Consider the following 23,381-nt stretch of genomic DNA (forward strand, 5'->3'; position numbering starts at 1 on the left):
TTCCAGATTTAAGATTACTTTTTAGAATAATCTTTATAAATCGCTTTTTTGAATTCCACCCAATGCGCTTCGGTCATTCTATCAGGCGTAAATAAACAGATTCCTTTTGCTCCGTTAACCATCGACTCGCGTATTGCTTCCCCTAATTCTTCAGGCAATAAACCGTGATTTTCAGGATCTGCTTCTTTCGATTTAGAATCAGGCTTTGGACAAATGAATAAACCGCTGTAAACCGATTTTTCTCCCTTTACACTTTCCGTAGATTCTTTACACATCTTGCCAACCCATTCTGTGCCCTCCAAATAAAAATCGTTATAATTCATTGGGTAAAAAGCATCTAAATTCCATTTATCCCACTCCTGACGAACCATTTTCACTGCATGAGAATGCGGACCCGGAAATACGGCTGCTGTAATTTCTTTTCCTTGCGCATGTACATCCTCAGTCAAACGGTTTACTAATTTCGTGATCAAATCCTGACGGAATTGTTTCCACTCCTGAATATCTCTTGCTTCCGTCTGATTGACAATTTCAATACCCGTTTTAGCTTTGAAATCGGCTTTACACTTGTCGCAGTAACAATAGTCAAACTCAGGATACTCCTTATCCATTACCAAACCGTATTTCTTCCAAAGACCTTTTGCCAATATTACATCCGGAAAACGGATATAGTCCAAATGAATTCCATCAACTTCCGGCAAGGCAGCTATTTTGGTATATAATGCAGACAAATATTGATAAACCTCTTCCCTGTTCGGACACAAAAATGTGTAATGATCTACATAAGCAGGTTTATCGTAGGCCGATTCCCCATTTCCATTAACGGCATACAATTCTGCAGGGATATTTTCATTGCGTCCTTGTACCATAGTTGGTATCCAGGTATGAAATTCGAGACCTGCCTCTTTTGCAATTTTACCTACCCGTTGATAAACCGAAGGATCATGACCTCCATTGTACATCAAACCATCAATTCCTTTTTCCTTTAAATCAGTAAAATTCGCTTTTAACTCAATATCTGTGGCCTCACCAGGACCACCTACCCATGCAAAACATGGAACTTTTGTTGTTGGTTTCGTTCCACACGAAATCAACACAAACAATGCAAAAATAGCAAGTAACTTGTTCATAGTACTTTTATAAAAATTGAAATGTGGCTTTGGAATACGAAGTAAAGATATAAAATTAAGTAGAAACAGCGATTGCCTTTTAACTGTTAGCCTTTAGTTTAGCGGATTTCAGATAATAATGAAAATGTCATTCGACTTTTTGATCTTTCAACCTTTCGACCTTTCTACTTTTATCTATCTTTGTGCCCATATTTAAAAACAATTGAATCGTGGGAAGAAATAGAAAACAAAAACCACTTCTGGAAAAAGTAGTAATAGAGAAGTTAGCCGCCGAAGGCAAGGCAATTGGTAAAGTTGATGACAAAATTGTATTTGTTACCGGTGTAATACCTGGCGATATTGTTGATGTGCAGGTCAACAAGAAGCGTAAAAGTTTTATGGAAGGCTATCCTGTTGCTTTTCACCAACATTCTCCAATGAAAATAGATGCATTTTGTGAGCATTTTGGAGTTTGTGGTGGCTGCAAATGGCAAAATCTACCCTACGATGAACAACTAAAATTTAAACAACAGGAAGTTATTGACAATTTGGAACGGATTGGCAAAGTAGAACTGAATGGTATAAATGATATTCTGGCATCAGAAAAAACTGAATTTTACCGCAATAAGCTGGAATATACGTTTTCGAACAAGCGTTACCTTACCAACGAGGAAATTGCCCTTAGCGATGATATAAAAAGAACTCCTGCGCTTGGTTTTCACGTTCCTAAATTATTCGACAAGGTGGTTGATATTAACAAATGTCATCTGCAGCCGGAACCATCGAATGCAGTTCGTTTGGCCATTAAAGAATATGCTTTTGCCAACGATTTATCCTTTTTCGATATCAGAAACCAGGAAGGTTTCCTAAGAACACTGGTGATTAGAACCTCTTCAACCGGCGACAACATGATTATTGTAGTATTCTACCATGAAGATGTTGAAAAGCGGGAAGGATTACTAAAGCACCTGGCTGATAAATTTCCTGAAATCACCTCATTAATGTACGTGATTAACGAAAAGGCCAACGATTCAATTACCGATCAGGAAGCCATCCTGTACAAAGGAGAAGACCATATTTTTGAGCAAATGGAAGATCTGCGTTTTAAAATTGGTCCCAAATCGTTCTACCAAACCAATTCGGAGCAAGCCTACAACCTGTATTGCAAAACACGTGAGTTTGCCGAATTAACAGGTGACGAAGTGGTTTACGATTTGTATACCGGAACCGGAACCATTGCTAATTTTATTGCCAAGCAAGCAAAAAAAGTAATTGGTATTGAATATGTTCCCGAAGCCATTGCCGATGCGAAAGTGAATTCTGAAATTAACGGAATCAGCAATACGGAATTTTTCGCCGGCGATATGAAGAATGTTCTCACCAAAGAATTTATAGAACTTCACGGTCAGCCGGATACCATTATTGTTGATCCGCCAAGAGCGGGGATGCACGTCGATGTAGTAGAAACAATTCTGCACGCGGCTCCAAAACGCATTGTTTACGTAAGCTGCAATTCGGCGACTCAGGCACGCGATTTAGCCATGATGGACGAAGCCTACAAAGTAACCAGAGTACAGGCTGTTGATATGTTCCCGCACACACATCATGTGGAGAATATTGTGCAGTTGGAGAGAAGGTAATCATTCAAAACAAACAGAAAAGAGGGTGTCCAAAAAGGAATATTTTGTATTGAATTGTCATGTTGAGCGAAGTCGAAACATCTGTTTTTCAAAGTGAAAGATTCTTCGACAGGCTCAGAATGACAATAGAACAATACTTTTTGGACACCCTCTTTCTATTTAGAATTAATTTCCAACACAACATTTAAATATGCAATGGCCGTTAATTGAACAGTTATCTTGAAAAAAACGATCATAAACCATAGCCTTCACATTTTATGCTTACCGCAAAAAGTTGCGAACGTTACCGCAACTTTTTGCGAACAGCATCGCAACTTTTTGCGGTAAGCATCTTTCAAACGCTGCCTCCTTATGCAGCGTTCTCTCCTTCGTTATAAAATAAAATTTCCCTGCTTGCTAAGCAAAATCCGGCTATTAATTGTAAAAAAGCCTGAAGAAACATTCGTTGTTCTTCAGGCTTTATTTTCATTATACTTTCATCAACTTCCACTTCCCTTGTTTAAACCAAAAAAGGGCAATTAATGTAAGCGTCATTTCTGCTATTATTATCGAATAAAATACTCCCTTTTGATTCCAACCCAATTGAATGGCCAGGAAATAAGCAAGTGGAATTTCAATAATCCAGAAACTAATCAGATTGAAATAGGTTGGTGTTCGGGTATCACCGGCTCCGTTTATTGCGTTTAGCAACACCATTCCCAAACCATAAAAAACAAAACCCATGCTGATTACCTGCAAAGCCTGAATTCCATTAGCAACAATGAATTGATCGGGCGTAAACAATTCGATAAAAAAACGTGGAAACAGGTAAAAAACAATTCCCATTAAGCCCAAAAATACGACATTAATTTTTCCTGCGGCCCAAACCGATTTCTCAGCCCTTTCCGGCTGATTTGCTCCCAAGTTCTGACCAACCAATGTCGCTGCAGCGTTGCTCAATCCCCAAGATGGCAGAAGGATGAATATCAGCAGCCGAATGGCAATGGTGTAACCGGCTATGGCTGCACTTCCAAATTCTGCCATGATCCTCATCAAACCAATCCAACTCGATGTTGCAATGATACTTTGCCCTATTCCTCCAACCGATAAGCTGACCAATTGTTTAATTGTCGCCCATTTTAGTTGAATATGTTTCCATTTTAAATGAATCTTCCCTTTTCCCTTGCCCAGCATAACAAATTGGTAAACTACAGCCAAGCCTCGTCCCAAGCTTGTAGCAATAGCGGCTCCTTCTACTCCCATGGCTGGGATTGGTCCCCAACCAAAAATCAACAATGGATCCAAAACAAGATTCAAACAATTCGCAACAATTAATACCCTCATCGATAAAGCAGCATCACCCGCCGAACGAAATATGGCATTATTGATAAAAAGAAGCATGATAATCACGTTACTTCCCAAAATAATGGTCGCATATCCCGACATTTCATTCACAATAGTTGAATTAGCTCCCATTAAAGCCAATAAATCCTTCGAATAAAAAATCCCGGCAAACGCAATAAATACAGATACAAACACACCTGTTACAATGGCCTGAAATGAAACCCTTGATGCTTCTTCAGGTTTGTTCTCGCCTATGCGCCGGGCAACCAAAGCAGTTGTTGCCATCGATAATCCAAAACCAATTGCATACACAATGGTGATCACCGACTCGGTAATTCCTACTGTAGCCACAGCGTCGTCACCTAATTTGGAAACGAAAAATATATCGGCAACAGCAAATACCGACTCAAAAATCATTTCCAATACCATAGGAATCGCCAACATAAAAAGCGCTTTGCTAATCTTCCCGTTGGTATATACTTTTTCACTTCCCGAGAGTGCCTCCAGAAAATAATTCCACAACCTCCCCAGCTTATTTAATTGACCTAAAATACCTTCTCTTACTTTTATATTATGGTGCATTCTGTTTTCGTTTTTGATGTTCAATAAACTCGTTTACTCTTTCTCTTATTCTAAAACAATTTGTTTTATTGCCAACCGGATCTTTCACCGTGGCTTGCTCATAGCAATACATTAATGTGCTCATAATTTACCCTCCAAAATTTTAGGTGTGTGGATATAACGTATCGAGTGGCTTTCGCCCCCGTTACAATAAAAAAATAAAAATTAATGTGAATACGGAAAGCTTACGCTGATTTAGCTCTTATAAGTGCAAGGTGATAATGTGACAATTGTATTCATAGCTTTCCTCCGTTTTTTGAGTGTTACAAATATAAATTATTTTCACCAATACACTGTAAACTTGACCTTTATTTTTTTGATCTTATCGAAAAATCAAGATTCAACATATAAATAAAAGCTTATTGTACAAAACATTACTCTTACCTAAAAACGAAAAGTTTCCTAACAAATGTTCTTTTTTATCAAGCTAAAAATCCATAGTATTGGTGTTTAAATTGATCAATCCTTAAATACATAAGCATGAAACGTCCATGTATAAAGCTTCCTACACAGAGAGAGAGATGATTATATGGTAAGTTCCATCTGACACTTAAAATTATAAACAGATGAAACGTCCATATATAAAGCTTTCTACACACAGGAAGATGCTTGCAATTTGGGTGTTCCATGTGATAAATAAAAATCAAATTATAAACACATGAAAAGATATTTTGTACCTACAATGATGGTACTGCTAACTGCAACCACATGCAGCTTCGCACAAAAAGAAAACAACAAAAGTATTGCAATTGAAAACTGGCTTCAAACCGATCCTGTAAGTTTACAACTGCCTGCTTTCCATTCTACAAAAAACATGGAAGGAAAAACCTTCGAATTACAAAACCTTTTGCAGGACAATCAGCTCGAAATAAATGAACTTCAACCTGCTGAAAAGGACAATTTAAAGTGGAATGGTGAAAACTTACAATGGAATAAAGTTTCGGCTAATGCAAAGGGTTTTGTTGGCACAAAGTCTGCAGAAAACAGTCTTTTGTTTTATGCGTCTTATTTCTCTGCAGATGAATGGTTACAAGCAAAATTGATTGTAGAAGCATATCCTTTGCTTGAGGTATATATTGATGGAGAAAAAAAGATTTCACACTACGAAGCAGAAACGGATGATGCCAAGGAGCTTTCGGAAGAACTTACGATTGAACCCGGAAAACACTCTATTCTTGTAAAAGTTGTAAGCGGGAAAAAGAACGACTTTAAACTTCGTATTTCCCCCAACAAGAATTGGACTGAGAATAATATTGAGTTGTCCTTATCGCCACAGCGAAGCATTACCATTCACAAAGTATTGGATGGTGAAAATGTACAAAACATCGAATTATCTTCTGATGGCAAATTAGCCTTACTTAGTTACAGCAGAACACTTCCTCCATCCGACAATAGTGAGGACTGGAAAGAGATTCAGGAAATTGAGAGCGGAAAAATCCTGCACTCATTCCGGGGAAGTCAACTGGCAAATATTCAGTGGTTGCCTGCCGCAAATCAGATTTCTTACACCAAAAAATACAACGAAAAAACAAGCCTTTTTGTTTTTGATTTTGAAAACGGAAGAGAAACGGAAATAGCCAGTAACATTGCTGATTTTTCGGATTACAACTGGACTCCCGATGGAAAACAAATCATCTATTCTGTAACGAAAGATAATTCGGAAGATTGGAAGATCAGAAAAATTCAAGGTATGGAAGATCGTTTGCCTTGGTTTCGAACCCGAAGTTTCTTATACAAACTGGATGTGGCCAGCGGCGTAAGACAACGATTAACCTATGGAACCATAACAACCGGCTTGCAGGATATTAGTCCCAACAGCAAGTACATTCTTTTTTCTCAATCACGTCCCGATTACACGGAATATCCATACGAAAAACAAAATCTTTATCAGATGAACCTCGAAACTTTCGAGATTGATACCGTCTGGAAAGACAAACTATTTGGTGGTTCGGCACAATATTCTCCCGACGGCTCTCAACTTTTAGTTCAGGCAGGTCCTTCCTGTTTTGGCAAACTTGGCGAAAACATTGGCAAACAGCCATTGGCTAATAATTACGACGGCCAATTGTACATTTTCGATCTGAAAAGTAAAAAAGCAGAGCCAATCACAATTCATTTCGACCCATCGGTTAGCCAAGCTGTTTGGAACAAAAGGGACAATAATATCTATTTAAAAGCAAATGATCAGGATTACATCCGGCTGTATCGTTACCAACTAATAAGTAATAAATTCAACACTTTACAAATAAATTCAGATGTTGTTGGGAGCTTTAGCCTTTCGGCTGATGGAAAAAGCATTGCCTGCACAGCATGCAGCATATCATCACCTTACAAGGCTTTTGTATATGAATTGGCTTCGAATACAAGTCGGCTAATCGCTGATCCGCAAAAAAAGAATCTGAAAAACGTGGAATTTGGCAAAACAGAAGACTGGAATTTCACGAAAGAAGATGGCAAAACCATTATTGGAAGAGTTTACTATCCTCCAAATTTCGATTCCAATAAAAAATATCCTGTAATTGTAAACTATTATGCAGGCACATCACCCGTTGAAAGAAGTTACGGCGGCAGATATCCTTTGAATCTTTATGCAGCCATGGGATATGTTGTTTATCTGCTTCAGCCAAGCGGAGCTGTTGGTTTTGGACAGGAATTTTCAGCTGAGCACCAAAACAACTGGGGAATTACCACTGCCGATGAAATTATTGAAGGAACTAAAAAGTTCCTGAAAGCCCATTCTTTTGCTGATGCAGATCGTGTTGGTTGTATTGGAGCATCCTACGGTGGATTTATGACCATGTTGCTGCAAACCAGAACCGATATTTTTGTTGCAGCCATTTCGCATGCCGGCATTAGCGACATTACCAGTTACTGGGGCGAAGGTTATTGGGGATATTCCTATAGTGTGAATGCTTCCGGTAAATCATTTCCCTGGAACAACCGAAAATTGTATATCGATCAAAGTCCCTTATTCAATGCCAATAAAATTGTAACACCTATGTTACTCATCCACGGAAGTGTTGACACAAATGTGCCTCTTGGTGAAAGTATTCAAATGTACCAGGCATTAAAATTACTGGGAAAAGATGTAGATTTTGTTCAGGTAAAGAATCAGGATCATCACATTAAGAATTACACCCAACGCATACTATGGAACAACACCATATTTGCCTATTTCGCAAAACACTTAAAAGACCAGCCACAATGGTGGGAGGATTTATATCCGGATAAGAATTTATAACTATTTGAAGCGGTTAAATCAGAGGGTGTTCTTAAGCAGAGCACCCTTTCGTTTTTCAGGATCAGTTCATAGACAAAAACTAAGTCATTATCAATAATGATAAAGGCTATTGATGCTTCAGGCAATTATAAGTAATTTTAAATTCAATCGTAAAAATGTACTCTATGCTAATTGTTATATCGCCCGCAAAAACACTGGATTTTGAAAGTCCGGCACTCTCAAACCTATATTCTGATGCTTCTTTCTTAAAAGAATCCAAACTTTTAATCAAAGAGCTTCGCAAACTTAAAGTCGATGACATCGCAGACCTGATGGGAATAAGTCCGAAACTGGCACAACTGAATTTTGAACGATTCTACGAATGGAATACTCCCTTTACTCCGGAGAATTCCAAGCAAGCTTTATTGGCCTTTAAAGGCGATGTTTATACGGGTATTAATGCCACCACCTTTTCAGAAGAGGATTTTATAAGATCACAATCCGATCTTCGAATCCTTTCAGGTCTGTATGGCGTTCTTAAACCAATGGATTTGATTCAGGCCTATCGTCTTGAAATGGGCAAAAAAATAAAAACGGACAGAGGAGACAATTTGTATCAATTCTGGGGCGAATCAATTACAAAATCAATTAATCAAAGTTTAAAAGAAAACAATCATGATCATTTAATAAATCTAGCCTCGAACGAATATTTTAAATCCATCAATAAAAAAAAGATTGAAGCAGAAATAATCACTCCTGTTTTTAAAGATTTTAAAAATGGGAAATACAAAATGATTAGCTTCTTTGCAAAGAAGGCAAGAGGATTAATGACCCGCTTCATTATTCAAAATAAAATTACCGATCCCGAAGAATTAAAAGCTTTTGATTTGGATGGATACATGTACAATCCAATGCTTTCTAAAGAAAACGAACCTGTTTTCACAAGAGATCATTAAAGAAAAATTACCTTATTTAAACGCTTTTAAGGCCTTGTTTTTACTCGCAATTTTTACTAAGTTTAAATAAAACAATCACAATAGTAACCTGAAAATCTTTCTCTTATGACTGATAAAAACATTCTAGTTAAATTCGGAAGCCTGCTTAAAGAGGAAACCCTTGAAGTTATTGATAGTAAAATATTGCCTGATACAATTGTTTTAGAGGCAACCAATCCATTTCCCGGCTACTACGAATATTACGAAGGAATTCAAAAAGATGTAAAACCTCATTACATTTATTTGGTGACTGATAAAAAATGTGATTTAGAAGAGTTTACAAGAGCTACTCAAAAAATTATGTCCTATTTTGAAGTAGATTTTCATGCCGCAATGGGTACCATTACAATTTATAACGATGTTTATCATGCAATTAGAATTAGAAGATTAAGCAAGTATGATCAAATAAAAGATTTACAATCGTGCTACATAGAAGAAGGGATCAATTTAAAATCGAATGCATCGATACCTCACAACTCCAAAGCAATGATACAGCTTGATAAATTCTTTGCTATGGAAGAACTTGACGCAGGATATTTCTGCGATCATGTTGAGCCAAACCATGGGTATTTTACCATTCCACAGAAGCTAAGCTGGAAGCAATTTGAGCACTTAATGCAGCAAGTGAAATACAATATGGAGATGTTCCATTTTGATGCCTCTCTGGGCTTTATTTACGATAATTTTAAAGCTGTAGACATGATCCGTATTTATGCTGAAAATCTTGACCTTGAATTACTGAAAAAGATTAGAGCCAAATTTATTGAACGAATTAAATAATTAAATTTGAATCAAATAGGAAAGGGCTGTCGATAACGACAGCCCTTTCTTTATGAGTTTTATTTATTTTCTTTTTGTTTACAATGCGGTTAAAATACCGGAGAACGAACAGCTTTAATCTTTCTTTTCCTTTTACTGGTATCAAATGCCAGGGGAAATGAGAACGAAACCTCGTGTGCCCCTGTATTGGTATGGATCAATTTTGTAATTGCGTAGTCGTAACTATAAGCGACTTTAAACCTTTCGGTAACAAAACCAACCATAGCAATAAATGAATCGTAATTCAGTTCAAAATTCTGATTAAACCACAATCCAAAAACCATTGAACTTTTACTGGCATACAAACCGTAATTCATCTGAGAAAAATCACCTTGTTTTTGAAATAGCAGTGCCGGAGCCAGAATCCATTTATCAACATAACTGCGACTTCTTCCACCTAATACAAATTCAGCTCCTGCATGAAAGGTATATTTGGTTTCCAATTTATCTTCATGTTCATCGTCAAAACTAAGATCTGGTTTTGCCAGGTGATGAGCAGCAATACCAAAATAAAAATCTTTATAATAGGCAATCGCTCCCAACGAGAAATCCCATCCATCTTTTTTCCTGTTCGCAGGATCATTATTATTGTTATGCTCAAATATCTTACCATGAATTGGTGACACCTGATCCGGGAACACTAAATTTGTCCAATCTACTCTTTTTTGCAAAAAAGACGCTTGAATGGCTGGTCTCACAATTAAATCATCATTAATCCGCAGGTAAAAAGAATACATTCCTGCAAAATTTGTTGTTTTAAGTGCTCCGTCTCCCTGATCATCCTGAATAACCATGATTCCAATTCCCCCGTTTACAGCTTCATAAAAATTATCAAATGAAACACTATAGGTTACGTAGGGTAAATCTAAATTTGGCCATTGATTCCTATAATTTAAACTTACATTGGAATAATTAGTAGAACCAGCGAGAGCTGGATTTAAATAGAGTTTATTGGCATAAAATTGAGAAAACCGAATATCCTGAGCTTTACCCGTAGAAACAATTCCTGCAATCAATATACAAAAAGCGAATAGTGCCTTTTTCATAAATTTTATAATTAAAGTTCTCCCCGAAGGAGAATTTTCATTTAGTGGTTAATTCAAACTATACGCGCCAAAATTTATTTTGTTAACAAAATCCGGCATTATTTTATTTTCCATTACAAAACCAAATTTCCAATTCCTCAAATCGTTATTAGTAATGAATGCTATTTCACGCAGTTTGAGTTTCTGTTAACAGAAACTCAAACACACGTAAAATAAAATTTTCTTCAAATTATCTTATCAACATAAAGGTTCCTTTATTGGTAAGTTCCCCATTTATAAATACGACCCAGACATATGCTCCGGCCGGACAAAGTTTCCCTTTGTATTGTCCATTCCATCCGCCTTTATACCCTTGCTCGTTAGTCTTATATAGTAATTCTCCCCAACGATCGTAAACATACATCTCAAACTCTTCAATAATTGAGAATCTTTCATCGGCATTTCCTCCCATATTCTCATTATCACCAACAAAGAATCTATCATTAGTTCCATCACCGGCTAAAGGTAGAAATGCATTTGATGACTCTATTCCAACAGGTTTCACTTCAACATAGGCGGAATCAATAGCCACACAACCTAAATTATCTTCCACCTTAAGCTTATAGGTTCCGGTCTCTGATACTTCAAATCTTTGGAAGATACTTCCATCCTGCCATTCAAAAAAGTAAGGCGCATAGTATGACGGTAGATTTGGACTGAAAGTCACTGTTTGTCCTTCAAAAATCAAAGTATCTTTCAAACCTAAATTTGGTTTTGGATTAATCACGAACAATTGTTCATCACCACAACCATACTCATTGGAAACTTCCAATCTATATTCTCCTGGCTTGTCAATCGTTCTTACCGGTGAACTATCATCATCATTCCAAACAGGATTTTCCATCCCCGTAATGTCTATCTCGTACTTATCACCTTCACAACCAAATTTATCCTCTCCTAATGTTGGATCAGCAAGCATGGTAACAGTTACTTCCCCTGCAGCATCGCAACCGTATAAATCGGTTACATTGATAGTATAAGTATGAGTTCCTGCAGGTGCATCAATAATCTTTGGACTTCTTACATCCGAATGATCCAAATGATCTGGATTTGTCCAACTAATTACATCTTGATCTCCAACGATATCAGTTTGTAAAACCAACTGATTACATTGACTAACTGTTGTATCATTAATAGTTGTTACAACAGGAAGAGGAGCAACTGAAAGGTTTAATAAATCAATTCCTTCACAACCATGTTCATCCTTAACCATTGCCAATAATACCTGTGATTTTCCAGGAGTAAATGTAGGATTCATTGAATTAGGATTATCTAAATTATCCGGTAAAACCCTATTGTTATCCTGTATTTTAAACCACTGAATATTATCTTCGTCTGTTTTAGCACTAAGCGGTGTTGGAATACAACTACCTACAGTAATATCATCAGTAATATCAACTACTGGTAAAACATCTACCGTTAAATTAGTAACTGGTGTCACATTCGAACATCCGTTTCCATCTGTATAAGAATAGTGTACCGCATAGGTTCCGGCACCACGATCAGAAGGATTAAATTCTGTTTGTGAGATTCCATTAATCCAATAGATTCCACCTTCAGGGAAACCTCCGCTTAACACGAATTCTTTTTCACAAACTCCTTTCGAGCCTAAGCTTGTTAAGTTCACATTTGGAAGTGAATTTAATACAACTGCAGAATCAACTCTAGATTGACAACCTGTTGCCAAATCCATAATCGAAACTGAAAGACTGCCCGGAGAAAGTTCCTCCCATGTAACTCTTGTTTTGGCTCCTTCTTCGGGGCCAGCAAATATACCACCGTCAACATTCCAACTGTAAACATCAGCATTTACCTGATTGAGCACATAAGTTACACGATCCTCTTTAGCACAAAGTACCATTCTACCATAAATCGCAGTATTTGGAAGAGCATGAACAACTAATTCTGTTGGTTTCGTTGATCGGTAATCTGTACAATCATCAGATAAAATGCAAGTATAATAACCACTATGGGAAACCTGAGCCGAAACAATCGATAATGATGATGTATTTGCTCCATTAATAACTCCTGGAACATCAACAACATCAACTCCATCAACTTTCCACTGGTAATTTACGTTATTCCCCACAGCATCTGCTGTAAACAATACATCTTCACCAGCACAAACCTCCATATCAACCTGATCTGACAAGACTTTTAACTGAGGTGTTACATTCAAGGTAGCCACCGGACTAAATTCTTCTCCACAAGTAGAATATACTCTGCAATTATAGTCTCCGTCATCCGAAAGCTGAATATTTGTAAGACTTAAAGTTTCACTTATTTTTCCAGGAAGATCAATACCACCTTTTCTCCACTGATATTTTAATCTTTCTCCGGTATATTCAACCGTAAATTCAACCAATGGTTCATTTTCACAAACATCTTTTCCAACTGTTGAAGAGACATATACCGGCAATTGAATGATTTCCAAATTCGCATTGGAAGAAACATCACCACACATACTTGTTATCTGAATTTCGTAATTGCCTTCGTCACTTAAAGCAAGTGCATCGGAATGAAGTATTTTCTGATCAGATACGTTAACTCCATCCATTGTCCACTCAAATGTCATGCTTGATGTTCCATCAATATCAGGAACCCAATCCAAAACACTTCCTTCGCAAAGAGTCGTATCACTTAAGGAAGTATTTAAAACTGTTTGAGAATAAACCCGTACTGTTGTTGTCTCAGTTATTACAGAAATTCCTTCTCCTTCAATCTCACATTTATAAACTGCAGCATCTGCCAAACCAAGAGCTGCAAAGTATAAATTCAGACTTGTTTCAGAAGGAATCAGAATATCATTTTTAAACCACTTAACAGATGAGATTTGACCTGTTGCAGATATTGACAAACTTAAAGGATCGCCAACACACTTTTCCTCTAAAGTATTCAACCCGGAAACAATAGTGACAGGTTCCTTTACAGTCAATTTACCTGACGCCAGTCTTTGGCCACAAGTTCCAATAATTTTACAAGTATAATAACCGGCATCAGCCATCGTAATATTAGTAAGAGTTATAGAAGGTCCTGTTTCAGCCAAAGGTACTTTTGTTCCATCTGTTAACTCATGAGTCCACTCAAAAACTAAATCAACACCAGTCACGTCTACTGTCATTGTATAGCTTTCACCTACATATTTAGGAACATTTTTAAGTGTTGCATGAAGTAGAGTGTTTGGTTTAACAGTTAATGTTGTTGATTGAGAATCGTCACCACAACCTGTTGTACTGGTAATCTTACATTCAACATTATAAGTTTTGGATGTATTTAAATCAAAAGGCTGAACATCTGACGCATCAATTATTAATTCCGAAGAATTCACTGATTGATCCACGCCGTCAACCAACCACTGGTAATTCAGACTTGTTCCAGTTGCATTTGCTCTAAACACAACGTCGTTTCCTGCACAAACAGTTTGCGGTGCAATTGGATCAAGAGTTAAAATTGGATTGATCACCTGATTGCCCAAAGAAGCATCCGAACCACATAAATTATTAACAGTAACTAAATAATTTCCCGCTTCAGATAATTCTGCCGTTCCTAAATTCAATTGATCAATAGTAGTCGTTACTTGAGTAACATTATCATTCAGTGTCCAAACAGGATCATTATAAGTTCCGCTTACAACAATTGGTCCGAGTACTAAAGACTCTCCTTCACAAACTTCTGCAATTGCATCTAAACCTTTTGTGATAACTGGCGCTTCCAAAACAGTTACATCAATTGTATAAGTAATATCAACACCACAATTTCCCGAAACGGTACAAACATATGTACCGGCATCAGCAGCATCAACAGAAGGTTTTACGTAAGTCGAATTTGCTGAAAAACCAACCCCATCTTTAGTCCATACATATGATGTAACATCGCCTGTAACCTTAGTGTCTAATTTTAATTCGGAACCAATACACAAGGTTGTTTCTGCATTCCATGAATTACTTGCTGAAATTGGTTCATAAACATTCACATAACCAAAAACAGTTTCTGTAGAACATGCATCTGATACTTCAACCTTATATTGACCTGTTTGATTTTTGTCAGTAGCAACTAAAGTTAAACCTGAGCTTGTTACAACAGGACTACCATCTTTATACCACTGATATGTTTCAACAGGTAATAAAGCATCTTTTGAAGCAACACCAACTGTTAAAACTTCTGTTTGTCCAATACAAATCTCATCAGTATTACCCCATGCATTAAGACTTAAAGCAGAATAATGCAATACATCAAAATCAGCTATTTTATCAGGACAAACACCACCATTACCAGCAGTTACCTGATAATTTCCATTATCTGAAGCACCAATACTTACTGTTGATGTTGTAGAAACTTCAGCAGCACCTTTCATCCATGAAAATGAAATTGGCTCCGTTCCCGAAAGATTAGCCAAACTGATTTGTTTCTCAGCACCAAAGCATAAATTTTCATCAGCAATAGCATCAAAATTAACCGGTTCAACAACATTTAACGAAGCAACACCAGATGTTTCATCAGCACTCACACCATCACGAACAATGCATCGGAAAGTCCAACTGTTCATTGCAAGAGTTGTTGTAGCGATTTCCAATTTTGAACCACTAGCATCTGTCACAACATTTAGTTCCGAAACTCCAGTTACAGTAGTATAAACAACACCATCTGTACTGTACTCCCAATCGTAATTCAATCCAAGAGTTTTTCCAGTAATTTCAAAATCGACAGCTCCACTTAAACAAATTTCCTGATTATCCGGTTGACCGAATATTTTTGCTACAGAAGTTATTGTTAATGTTGCTAAATTACTTGTTGCATCTGCAGAACATTTTGTATTTCCTGCAACACAATGATATTGCTTTCCATTAAAAGTAAGCTGATCTGCATTATTAACCTGTAGTGTTTTGGATTGAGTTCCTGCATAATGCACACCATCAGATAAATCATCCCAAGTAGCTCCGTTCCAAACTTGCCACTGGTAAGTGTAATCAGGTTCCCCTGCAACTTTTACAGTAAATGTTGCATTACCACCATCAGGAATTGTTACATCTAAAGGATCATTAACAATCGAAACCTCTTCGTAAACTGTTAAAGTCGCTACTGCTGATGTTGCAGTATTACACGAATTAGTAACTACACAATAGTAAGATTGACCATCAACTGGTGTCCCAACAACTAATTTATCGCTAGTTGCTGTCGCTTCGGCCACAGGATTATTCGAACTATCATACCATTGATAAGTAAGTGGTCCATCACCTGTCGCAGTCACTTCAAATTCTATATTAGTTTCACTAGCACAAACCTCTTTATCTACAGGATCGGTTATTGTAGAATGTAAGTTTACTCCTACATTAAAGTTCACAACTTGATTGTTACAATTTATATCATTATAAACCTCACAAGTATAAGCTCCTGCATCAGTAGAAAGAACTTCAGATATGCTAAAACTAGAAGCTACAGATAATGTTGTTGTTGCGTCAGTATCTTTATACCATTTGTATTTGATATCACCTCCTGTTGCACTAACACTCATCGAAAGAGCCTCTTTTTCGCACAAACTAAAGTTCAGTAGTCCAGGAGTAACAACTATATTATCAAGCACTTCAATAGTCGCAGGACTAGATACTTGAACAGTAGTTGCTGGAGAAGTATTTACACTACATCTAAATATCCACGTACTCATAACTAAATTAGTTGCATGAATTGTAAGAGTTGACACTTTATTTGGAGAATCAGTCACAACAACAAAATCCGAATTCGTTGCAACATCTGCCCATACTGAACCATTATAAAATTCCCAATCATATGTTAATCCTGCTATTTTTCCTTCAATATTTACATTCGCAAAATCATTTAAACAGACTCTGTCATTATTCGGTTGAATGAAAATTTTATCAACAAGATTTACAGTTAATATTGCCTCACCACTTGTTACTGATGGAATACATACAGTTCCACTAGTATTAACAATACATCTGTATTTGTTCCCGTCAAAACTTGCTTGATCTGCACCAGTAATTTTTAACTTATAAGTATCTGTACCAGAATATTTACCAGCATTAGATAAACTATTCCAAGTGCTACCATTATACTCTTCCCATGCATATGAATAAGTTGGCTCACCAGAAGCAATTACGCTAAATTCAGCATTTGCCCCATCTGCAATTGTCAAATTAGAAGGATTAGTTACTGTCAATTCTTCTACAACAATAAGGTTTGCTTTACCTGATGCTACCGTTTTGCATGAATTCGTAACCTCACAATAGTAATATTTTCCATTTACAGGAGAAGTCTCTGTATAGCTATCGTTTATTGCTCCTCCAATCACTCCCGAATTATCATACCACTGATAAGTAAATGGTCCATCACCACCAGGCACAACTTTGAAATCTGGATCTGCATCTGTTACACACATGGTAACATCAGCAGGATTTGTTGTCGTTGGAAGTGCTTTTACATTGACAACAAAGCTTCTCTCATCATCATTACAAGCTAGGTCATTATAAACTTCACACTTATAAGTTCCTGCCTTAGCCAATGAAATGGTACCCATATTATAAGAAGCACTTGTCGATAATATTGTTGACTCGGCTCCTACTTTATACCATTTGTATTTAATACCATCACCTGTAGCACTAACCGACATCGAAAATGCCTGACCAACGCAAGGATTATAGCTTGCATCAGCTGTTGTAACAGCAATATCCTCTAAAACAGTTACAACAACTTCATTTGAATATTGATCGGTACTAACACCATCACTAACCAAACACTTAAACGTCCAATTGTTGATATCCAGATCATCCGCAAGAATTGTTAATGTCGATACCTGCCCAACTTCGGATATCGTTATTCCATCTTTTCCATATGCTGTTTCGTATGCGCCTGCTCCTTTTTTGTAGTACCAAGTGTAAGTTAATCCTGTTGAAGCACCTTCAACGCTTAAGGTAGCATTATCATTAAAACAAACCGTTGTACTTACAGCTTGTACAGCAATTTTTGTTACCTCTGTAACTGTTAGTGTTGCAGGATTACTTGTTGCTGATGAAGCACATATTGCACCTGAACTTATAACCTCACAACGATATTGATTTCCGTCAAAAGTTGCTTTATCTGCACCTGTTATTTGTAATGTAGGCAGATTTACTCCAGAATATTTCCCTCCATTTGAAAGAAGAATCCATCCTGAACCTGAATTCTCATACCACTTGTAGGTATAAGATGGTTCACCTGAAGCTACAACACTAAAGCTAACATTTGCTCCATCTGAAATTGTTCGATCCAGAGGGTTTGTAACAGCTACATTTTTAATAATGGTTAAGCTTGCTTTATTTGAAGTCGCTGTACCACAAGCACTACCCGAAACAACACAATAGTAACTTTGTCCGTTTACTGGTGTAGTTACTGTTAATGAATTACTGGTTGCTCCAGCTACTGCAGCATTATTTTTATCATACCACTGATAAGTCACTGGAGCTTCTCCTGTTCCAACAACTGAGAATTCAGGATTCCCATCATCTTCACACATCACTACATTTGTAGGATTTGTTACCGTAGCATTTTCCTGAACCTGAACATCAAAGGTCAGCGTTTGATTTCCACAATTTAGATCATTAGTTAATTCACATGTATATTCTCCAGCCTTGGCCAAAGTAATATTTCCTAAATCTAAATTAGATTTATCAGATATGGTAGTCTTAGTAAGGTCTGCTGATTTATACCAATTGTACACGATATTGTCACCAGTCGCAGTAACAAATAAATTGGTTGCATCATTTTCACAAACCACAGTAATGGCAGGTGATTGAGCAGTTACTACAATTGTATTTCTAATATCAAGATTAATTGTTACTTGAGCATCACCACAATAATCGGACTCAACTTTGGCAACATAAGCTCCATCATCGGAAGGACTTGTTGCTGGATTAAGAACAAAATTAGTTGGATCGGCATTACCATCAGTAATAACAGAACCATCTTTCCACCAAACAATCCCGTTATGTTCTCCTGATGCCGAAACATCTAAACTGACTGATCCGGAACACTCTGCCAGAGTATTGGCTAATGAACTTATTAGTGGTTTAGCATGTACAATTACGCGATAAGTCTTTATCGGAGTTTCACACTTTCCAACAACAGTTGCGGTATATATAAATGAGCCAACAATATTATGAGCATCCAATTGAATAGAAGTTCCTGTTCCTATATTTGTACCGGTAAAATTTTTCCAAACAATTGAATAATCAGCAGGATTACCATTAATCTCAGTAGTAAGTAAACTAAGCAATGGTTTTGCACCCTCACAAATATTAATTATTTTATCAGTAGAATCAACAAGGGAAACATGTGTATTAACTATCAATTCTCTTTGAATAACCGCAGTTCCACAGCTCAAAGCAACCTTACAATAATAAACTCCTGCTTGCGCCAAAGTAACATTTGTTAAGCTCAAAGTTTCTGTAGTTCCAACAATTGGGCCAGAATCCTTATCTCCAAATCTCCACTCGAAAGAAATTGGAGATCCCAAATAAGTTACTGTCGTTGAAAAATTATCGCCGACACAAACAGTCGATGTTGCTGTTGCCGGAGAAGTAACAGCTTCTTTCGTTAAGTTCGCATTTGCAGTTTTCGTGTTCCCACACTGATCTGTAACAAGAACAGAATAATTTCCAAAGGCAGCATCCTGAACATTCAACAATTCCAATTTATCAGAATCTGTTCCAATTGGATTTCCATCATTATCCGTCCATGCATAATGAAGAACAGTAGCGGTAGGTATTGTAGATACTTTAGCTTCAAAGGTTACATTCTCACCAATACAAGTTCCGACATCAGCAACTGAAAGAGTACCAAAATCAGAAAACATATTTAATGTACGCTGAAAAGAAACCGGAGCATCACAAGAACTACTAACAAAAAATTCCCAGATCCCCTGATGACTTGCATCAACCGTAAAGGTATATGGATTAGTTATATTTTTAATTGTTCCATCAGGCTCTTTTACCTGATAGATATAGACGGCTCCATTATTATCAACATTGAAAGATGCGGTTACATTTGAAGCACTACAAAATGGTCCTGTTTTATCCAAACTAAAACCATTCACTTTAATTTTTGGAGTTACAATTAAATCTGCGGCCGAAAATCCAGAATTACATCGATTTGTAACATCTACCCTATAATTTCCTGCATCTGCATTCTTCACACTTGACAAATTAAGAGAAGATAGATTATTTAATAAATCAACTCCGTCTTTATTCCAACTATAGGTATAAAAATCACCAGGATATTTCATATCCACACTAAATGAATGATTATTCCCTTCACAAACCGTTGCATCCTGCAGTAGTTTATCAAACTCTACCAATGGATAAATATCCAAATCAAATACAGCCATCCCCAAACTATTTGGACACTCTACTGTTTCACCGGCAATGGTATAAACACTAGTCACTTTAACTTTAAAAGTAGCATCTCTATCTAACATTGAAGCGGTATAATTCAATACACTTCCTGTCTCTGATAGTGTTTGAGATCCTCTTTTCCAATCATAAGTTAAAACACCATCACCTGTTGCCAGAGCAGTTAAAATAATATCCTGCCCCACACACAAATCATCATTTGAAGTTATACTATTTAATACTGGTGTTGATAACACATTAATAACAACCTGATCAGCTGCAACCCCACAACCATTCTCAACCTCGCAACGAACTGTATAGGTTCCGGTTGAATAATTAAATGTGTATGGATTTTCCAGTGATACAGGAGAAGTTCCTCCATCAACATACCATTTTACATCTCCAGCATCTCCAGTTACCAACGCGTTTAATGTCGTACTTGATCCCGAACAAAAACTAGTTTTGTCTGTATCAATACTTACTGTTGCTTCTTCATCAACCAATACATTTAATGTAACATCCACTGTAGCTCCTGAAGTTCCACAGTCTTGATATTCCGGTTTAAATCCGATAGTACATATATACTCTCCTTCTTGTGATTCCTGAGGACTAGCAAAAATTAATTCAGGAGACTTAACTCCACTAAATTCTGCTCCATCGATTAAATCGACACCACCTTTAGACCATGAATAGTCGTACCAGCTAATATCTCCATTTGAAACATCCAACGAATTCGATACACCTTTACAAAAATGAACAATATCGCCATCACTTCCATAACTAAAATTTGGAACAACCTTCGCGGTAAATTTTGCAGTATCCTGAACTGCCTGAACGAATGATATACTATCCAGAGCAAAAAAAGTATCCTGATTATCAAGGTTATGATTAAGTATTTTAATTGTTGCCTTCCTTACTGTTCCCGGTTTCCAAAGAGCTGAAACCGATTGCCACTCTGTAGACTTATCTATTTTAAAATCTTCAATAATTGTCTCATCGTTAATAAGCACCTTAAGAGATTGATTATAAGTCGAATTATTTTTTGCCAAACGCCCGTGCAACTTAAAAATATAACTGAAATTTTCTTCTACAGGCAATTCGTTCACCTGATAAACCACCTCTCCTTGTCTATCAGAATATCCTAAGAACATTCTTCCTCCGTCCATTGCTCCAAAGTCAGCTAAAACAGGATTTTCTGCTACAGGGGTGGATGCCAGTGCGAAATTTCCAGGATCAACAAGATTACTGGTAACTATATCGTAATCAGACTCAAACCCATTAAAACCATCTGAAAAATCACCGTTAAATAAAATATCCAAACTTGGATCTCTGTAATATCCCAAAACATAATAGATCGTTTCTACATCCGGAGCTGGCACAACCAGAGGTCCATTCTCAATAATTGGGTTCCCTGTAAAATCATTTACATACCATTCATAAAAGTCTGGGAATGGTTCTACAAGAGCAACACTTATATTCTCATCATAACTTTCACAAACCAGACTTAATTCTTTATCTATATTTAACACAGGATGAATTGGAGATACTGCCTTTGTAAAGCCAGAATAGTATCCTGCAGCACCAAGAGTATTCGAACTTGCTGTCCAGGCAACATTTATAGCTTTACTCCCTGTAAAACGACAATCACCGCTTATATTAGGTACTTTATAATATACCCATTCTGTTGTTCCAGGCACATTCTGAGGATTGCTTAAAGATGTTCCATTACGTTGTACATCTACATTTTTTTGCGCCAAAACCGTAACCGTTGGATTTATAAGACCTCCGGCACCGGTAGTAATGTAATTAGCTTGAGGAATCACAACCTCCTTAATTCCCAATCCTGTAAGAGGAGGAATAAAATTAAGTCCAATATTTGTCCAGTCCTGATTTGTACCACACATGGTTTGGTAAACATATACATCTTTACCTTTTGTATCAATGTAAAGTGTTGGAAGTGCTTTAGGATTAACAATGTCATCCAAAATGATAAAATCGCCAGCATTAGCCAGTGTACCTTTATTATTTCCATTTACCCATACTTCGGTATTTGCCTGGGTTGCCACAACAATAGTTCTTTCCTGCCCGGCATAATAAGCAGTAGGATCTGGCTCAGCCTTTCCTTCTCCTTTCATTACGATGTATTTGTCTCGCACCTGATCCACCGGAACAATCTGGTCGAAACCAATATCCTGAGATGGCTTCGCCCCTGCTGTCCATGAACCACAATTCACAACAATTTTTTGAGTTGATGTAATATGCGTCCCATTCATTCCATTTCGCACCATGGCAGTTTCGCCACTAAATTGACTAGCATGCAAATTTACCCCAATAACATAACTCTGCCCTTTGCTTAGTGTTCCTGTTATAACATCAGAAGGATCTATTGATTCTAAAACTACATTTGCACCATCGTATTTTGTAATGTACTTACATTTAATTCCAGAAAAATTAACGGTTGTCTGCCCATCTTCAACAGCCATCACTGAAATAAAGTGGCTTCGAATAGGATAACCTCCACTATACGAAGGATCTGAATAATTAATTGTGTGGCTATACAAATGCCCGGAATAAAAATCTTTTCCTTTGGCATACGCTCCTTTTGCCGAAAGAGAACCTCCATGCGTTAATGCTCCATATTCCCCACCATTACTAAAGCCATGCCTTATATTTGCAAAGAAAGGACCATCATACGAGTAAATTCTTAACCCCTGCCCATTTAAAGGTTTGTTTAATTCTTTTGGTCCTATAATTCCATACGAATAACTGCACCCATCAGGATAAGTACTCGAATTATGCGAACTATACGTATCTCCTCCCGGAGTTTTAAAAACATAAGTTTTGCTTTGATTACGATTAATTGTAAACGGGCCTGCTACTGTATTGCCTTGTCCATCTTCAATAAAAACCTTAAGGTCTTTTTCAGAATTGGTTGACAAGAAAAGTTCTTGTTTTCCCACCTGAGCAGAACAATAAAACGGCGGCACATAATGTTCATAGTCGTACTGAGCCATTCCGCTGAGTGGCAAAATAAACAATAAGCCAATAAAGACTAACTTAAATACTTTCATTAATTGGGTAGAAATTTTACCATTCCTCATGTCATTAAGATTCAAAGTTAAAACGAAATTAATTTGCAATGAAAGACATTTCATATTGACAAAACAACATGAGATTAACCAATCAAAG

8 protein-coding genes are annotated in these 23,381 nt (G+C 37.0%); 4 read left to right on the forward strand and 4 right to left on the reverse strand.

Annotation, left to right across the window (positions count from 1 at the left end):
* Positions 1–14: 14 nt before the first annotated feature.
* A complete protein-coding gene (locus tag QUH73_RS15895) occupies positions 15–1,130 on the reverse strand; it encodes a hypothetical protein (protein ID WP_289531430.1) in 1,116 nt (371 codons plus the stop codon).
* A gap of 209 nt (positions 1,131–1,339) precedes the next feature.
* Between QUH73_RS15895 and rlmD the strand changes: the two genes are divergently transcribed.
* Complete coding sequence (gene rlmD, locus QUH73_RS15900) at positions 1,340–2,749, forward strand: 23S rRNA (uracil(1939)-C(5))-methyltransferase RlmD (protein WP_289531431.1); 1,410 nt, start codon at positions 1,340–1,342, stop codon at positions 2,747–2,749.
* A 468-nt stretch (positions 2,750–3,217) separates the two neighbouring features.
* Here rlmD and QUH73_RS15905 read toward each other — a convergent pair whose 3' ends face one another.
* Entirely contained in the window at positions 3,218–4,654 is a 1,437-nt protein-coding gene (locus tag QUH73_RS15905) for an MATE family efflux transporter (RefSeq protein ID WP_289531432.1), read from the reverse strand.
* Between the two features lie 697 nt (positions 4,655–5,351).
* Between QUH73_RS15905 and QUH73_RS15910 the strand changes: the two genes are divergently transcribed.
* The 3 genes from QUH73_RS15910 (at position 5,352) to QUH73_RS15920 (ending at position 9,688) form a co-directional block, all read left to right on the forward strand.
* On the forward strand, positions 5,352–7,934 hold the full coding sequence (locus tag QUH73_RS15910) for a S9 family peptidase (protein ID WP_289531433.1): 2,583 nt from the start codon (positions 5,352–5,354) through the stop codon (positions 7,932–7,934).
* A gap of 164 nt (positions 7,935–8,098) precedes the next feature.
* Positions 8,099–8,869 (forward strand): peroxide stress protein YaaA, encoded by a 771-nt coding sequence (gene yaaA / locus QUH73_RS15915; RefSeq protein ID WP_289531434.1) that lies wholly within the window; start codon positions 8,099–8,101, stop codon positions 8,867–8,869.
* A 105-nt stretch (positions 8,870–8,974) separates the two neighbouring features.
* Positions 8,975–9,688 (forward strand): hypothetical protein, encoded by a 714-nt coding sequence (locus tag QUH73_RS15920; protein WP_289531435.1) that lies wholly within the window; start codon positions 8,975–8,977, stop codon positions 9,686–9,688.
* Between the two features lie 89 nt (positions 9,689–9,777).
* On the opposite strand, the gene QUH73_RS15925 is transcribed toward QUH73_RS15920, so the two are convergent.
* Both QUH73_RS15925 and QUH73_RS15930 read right to left on the reverse strand, forming a co-directional pair.
* Positions 9,778–10,773: a PorP/SprF family type IX secretion system membrane protein gene (locus QUH73_RS15925; RefSeq protein ID WP_101311273.1), complete on the reverse strand. Its 996-nt coding sequence runs from the start codon at positions 10,771–10,773 to the stop codon at positions 9,778–9,780.
* 229 nt (positions 10,774–11,002) lie between these two features.
* Positions 11,003–23,263, reverse strand: a complete 12,261-nt coding sequence (locus QUH73_RS15930) for a gliding motility-associated C-terminal domain-containing protein (protein WP_289531436.1) — start codon at positions 23,261–23,263, stop codon at positions 11,003–11,005.
* Positions 23,264–23,381: the final 118 nt, after the last annotated feature.

Origin of the sequence: Labilibaculum sp. K2S (assembly GCF_030372765.1) — a bacterium.
GTDB lineage: Bacteria > Bacteroidota > Bacteroidia > Bacteroidales > Marinifilaceae > Labilibaculum.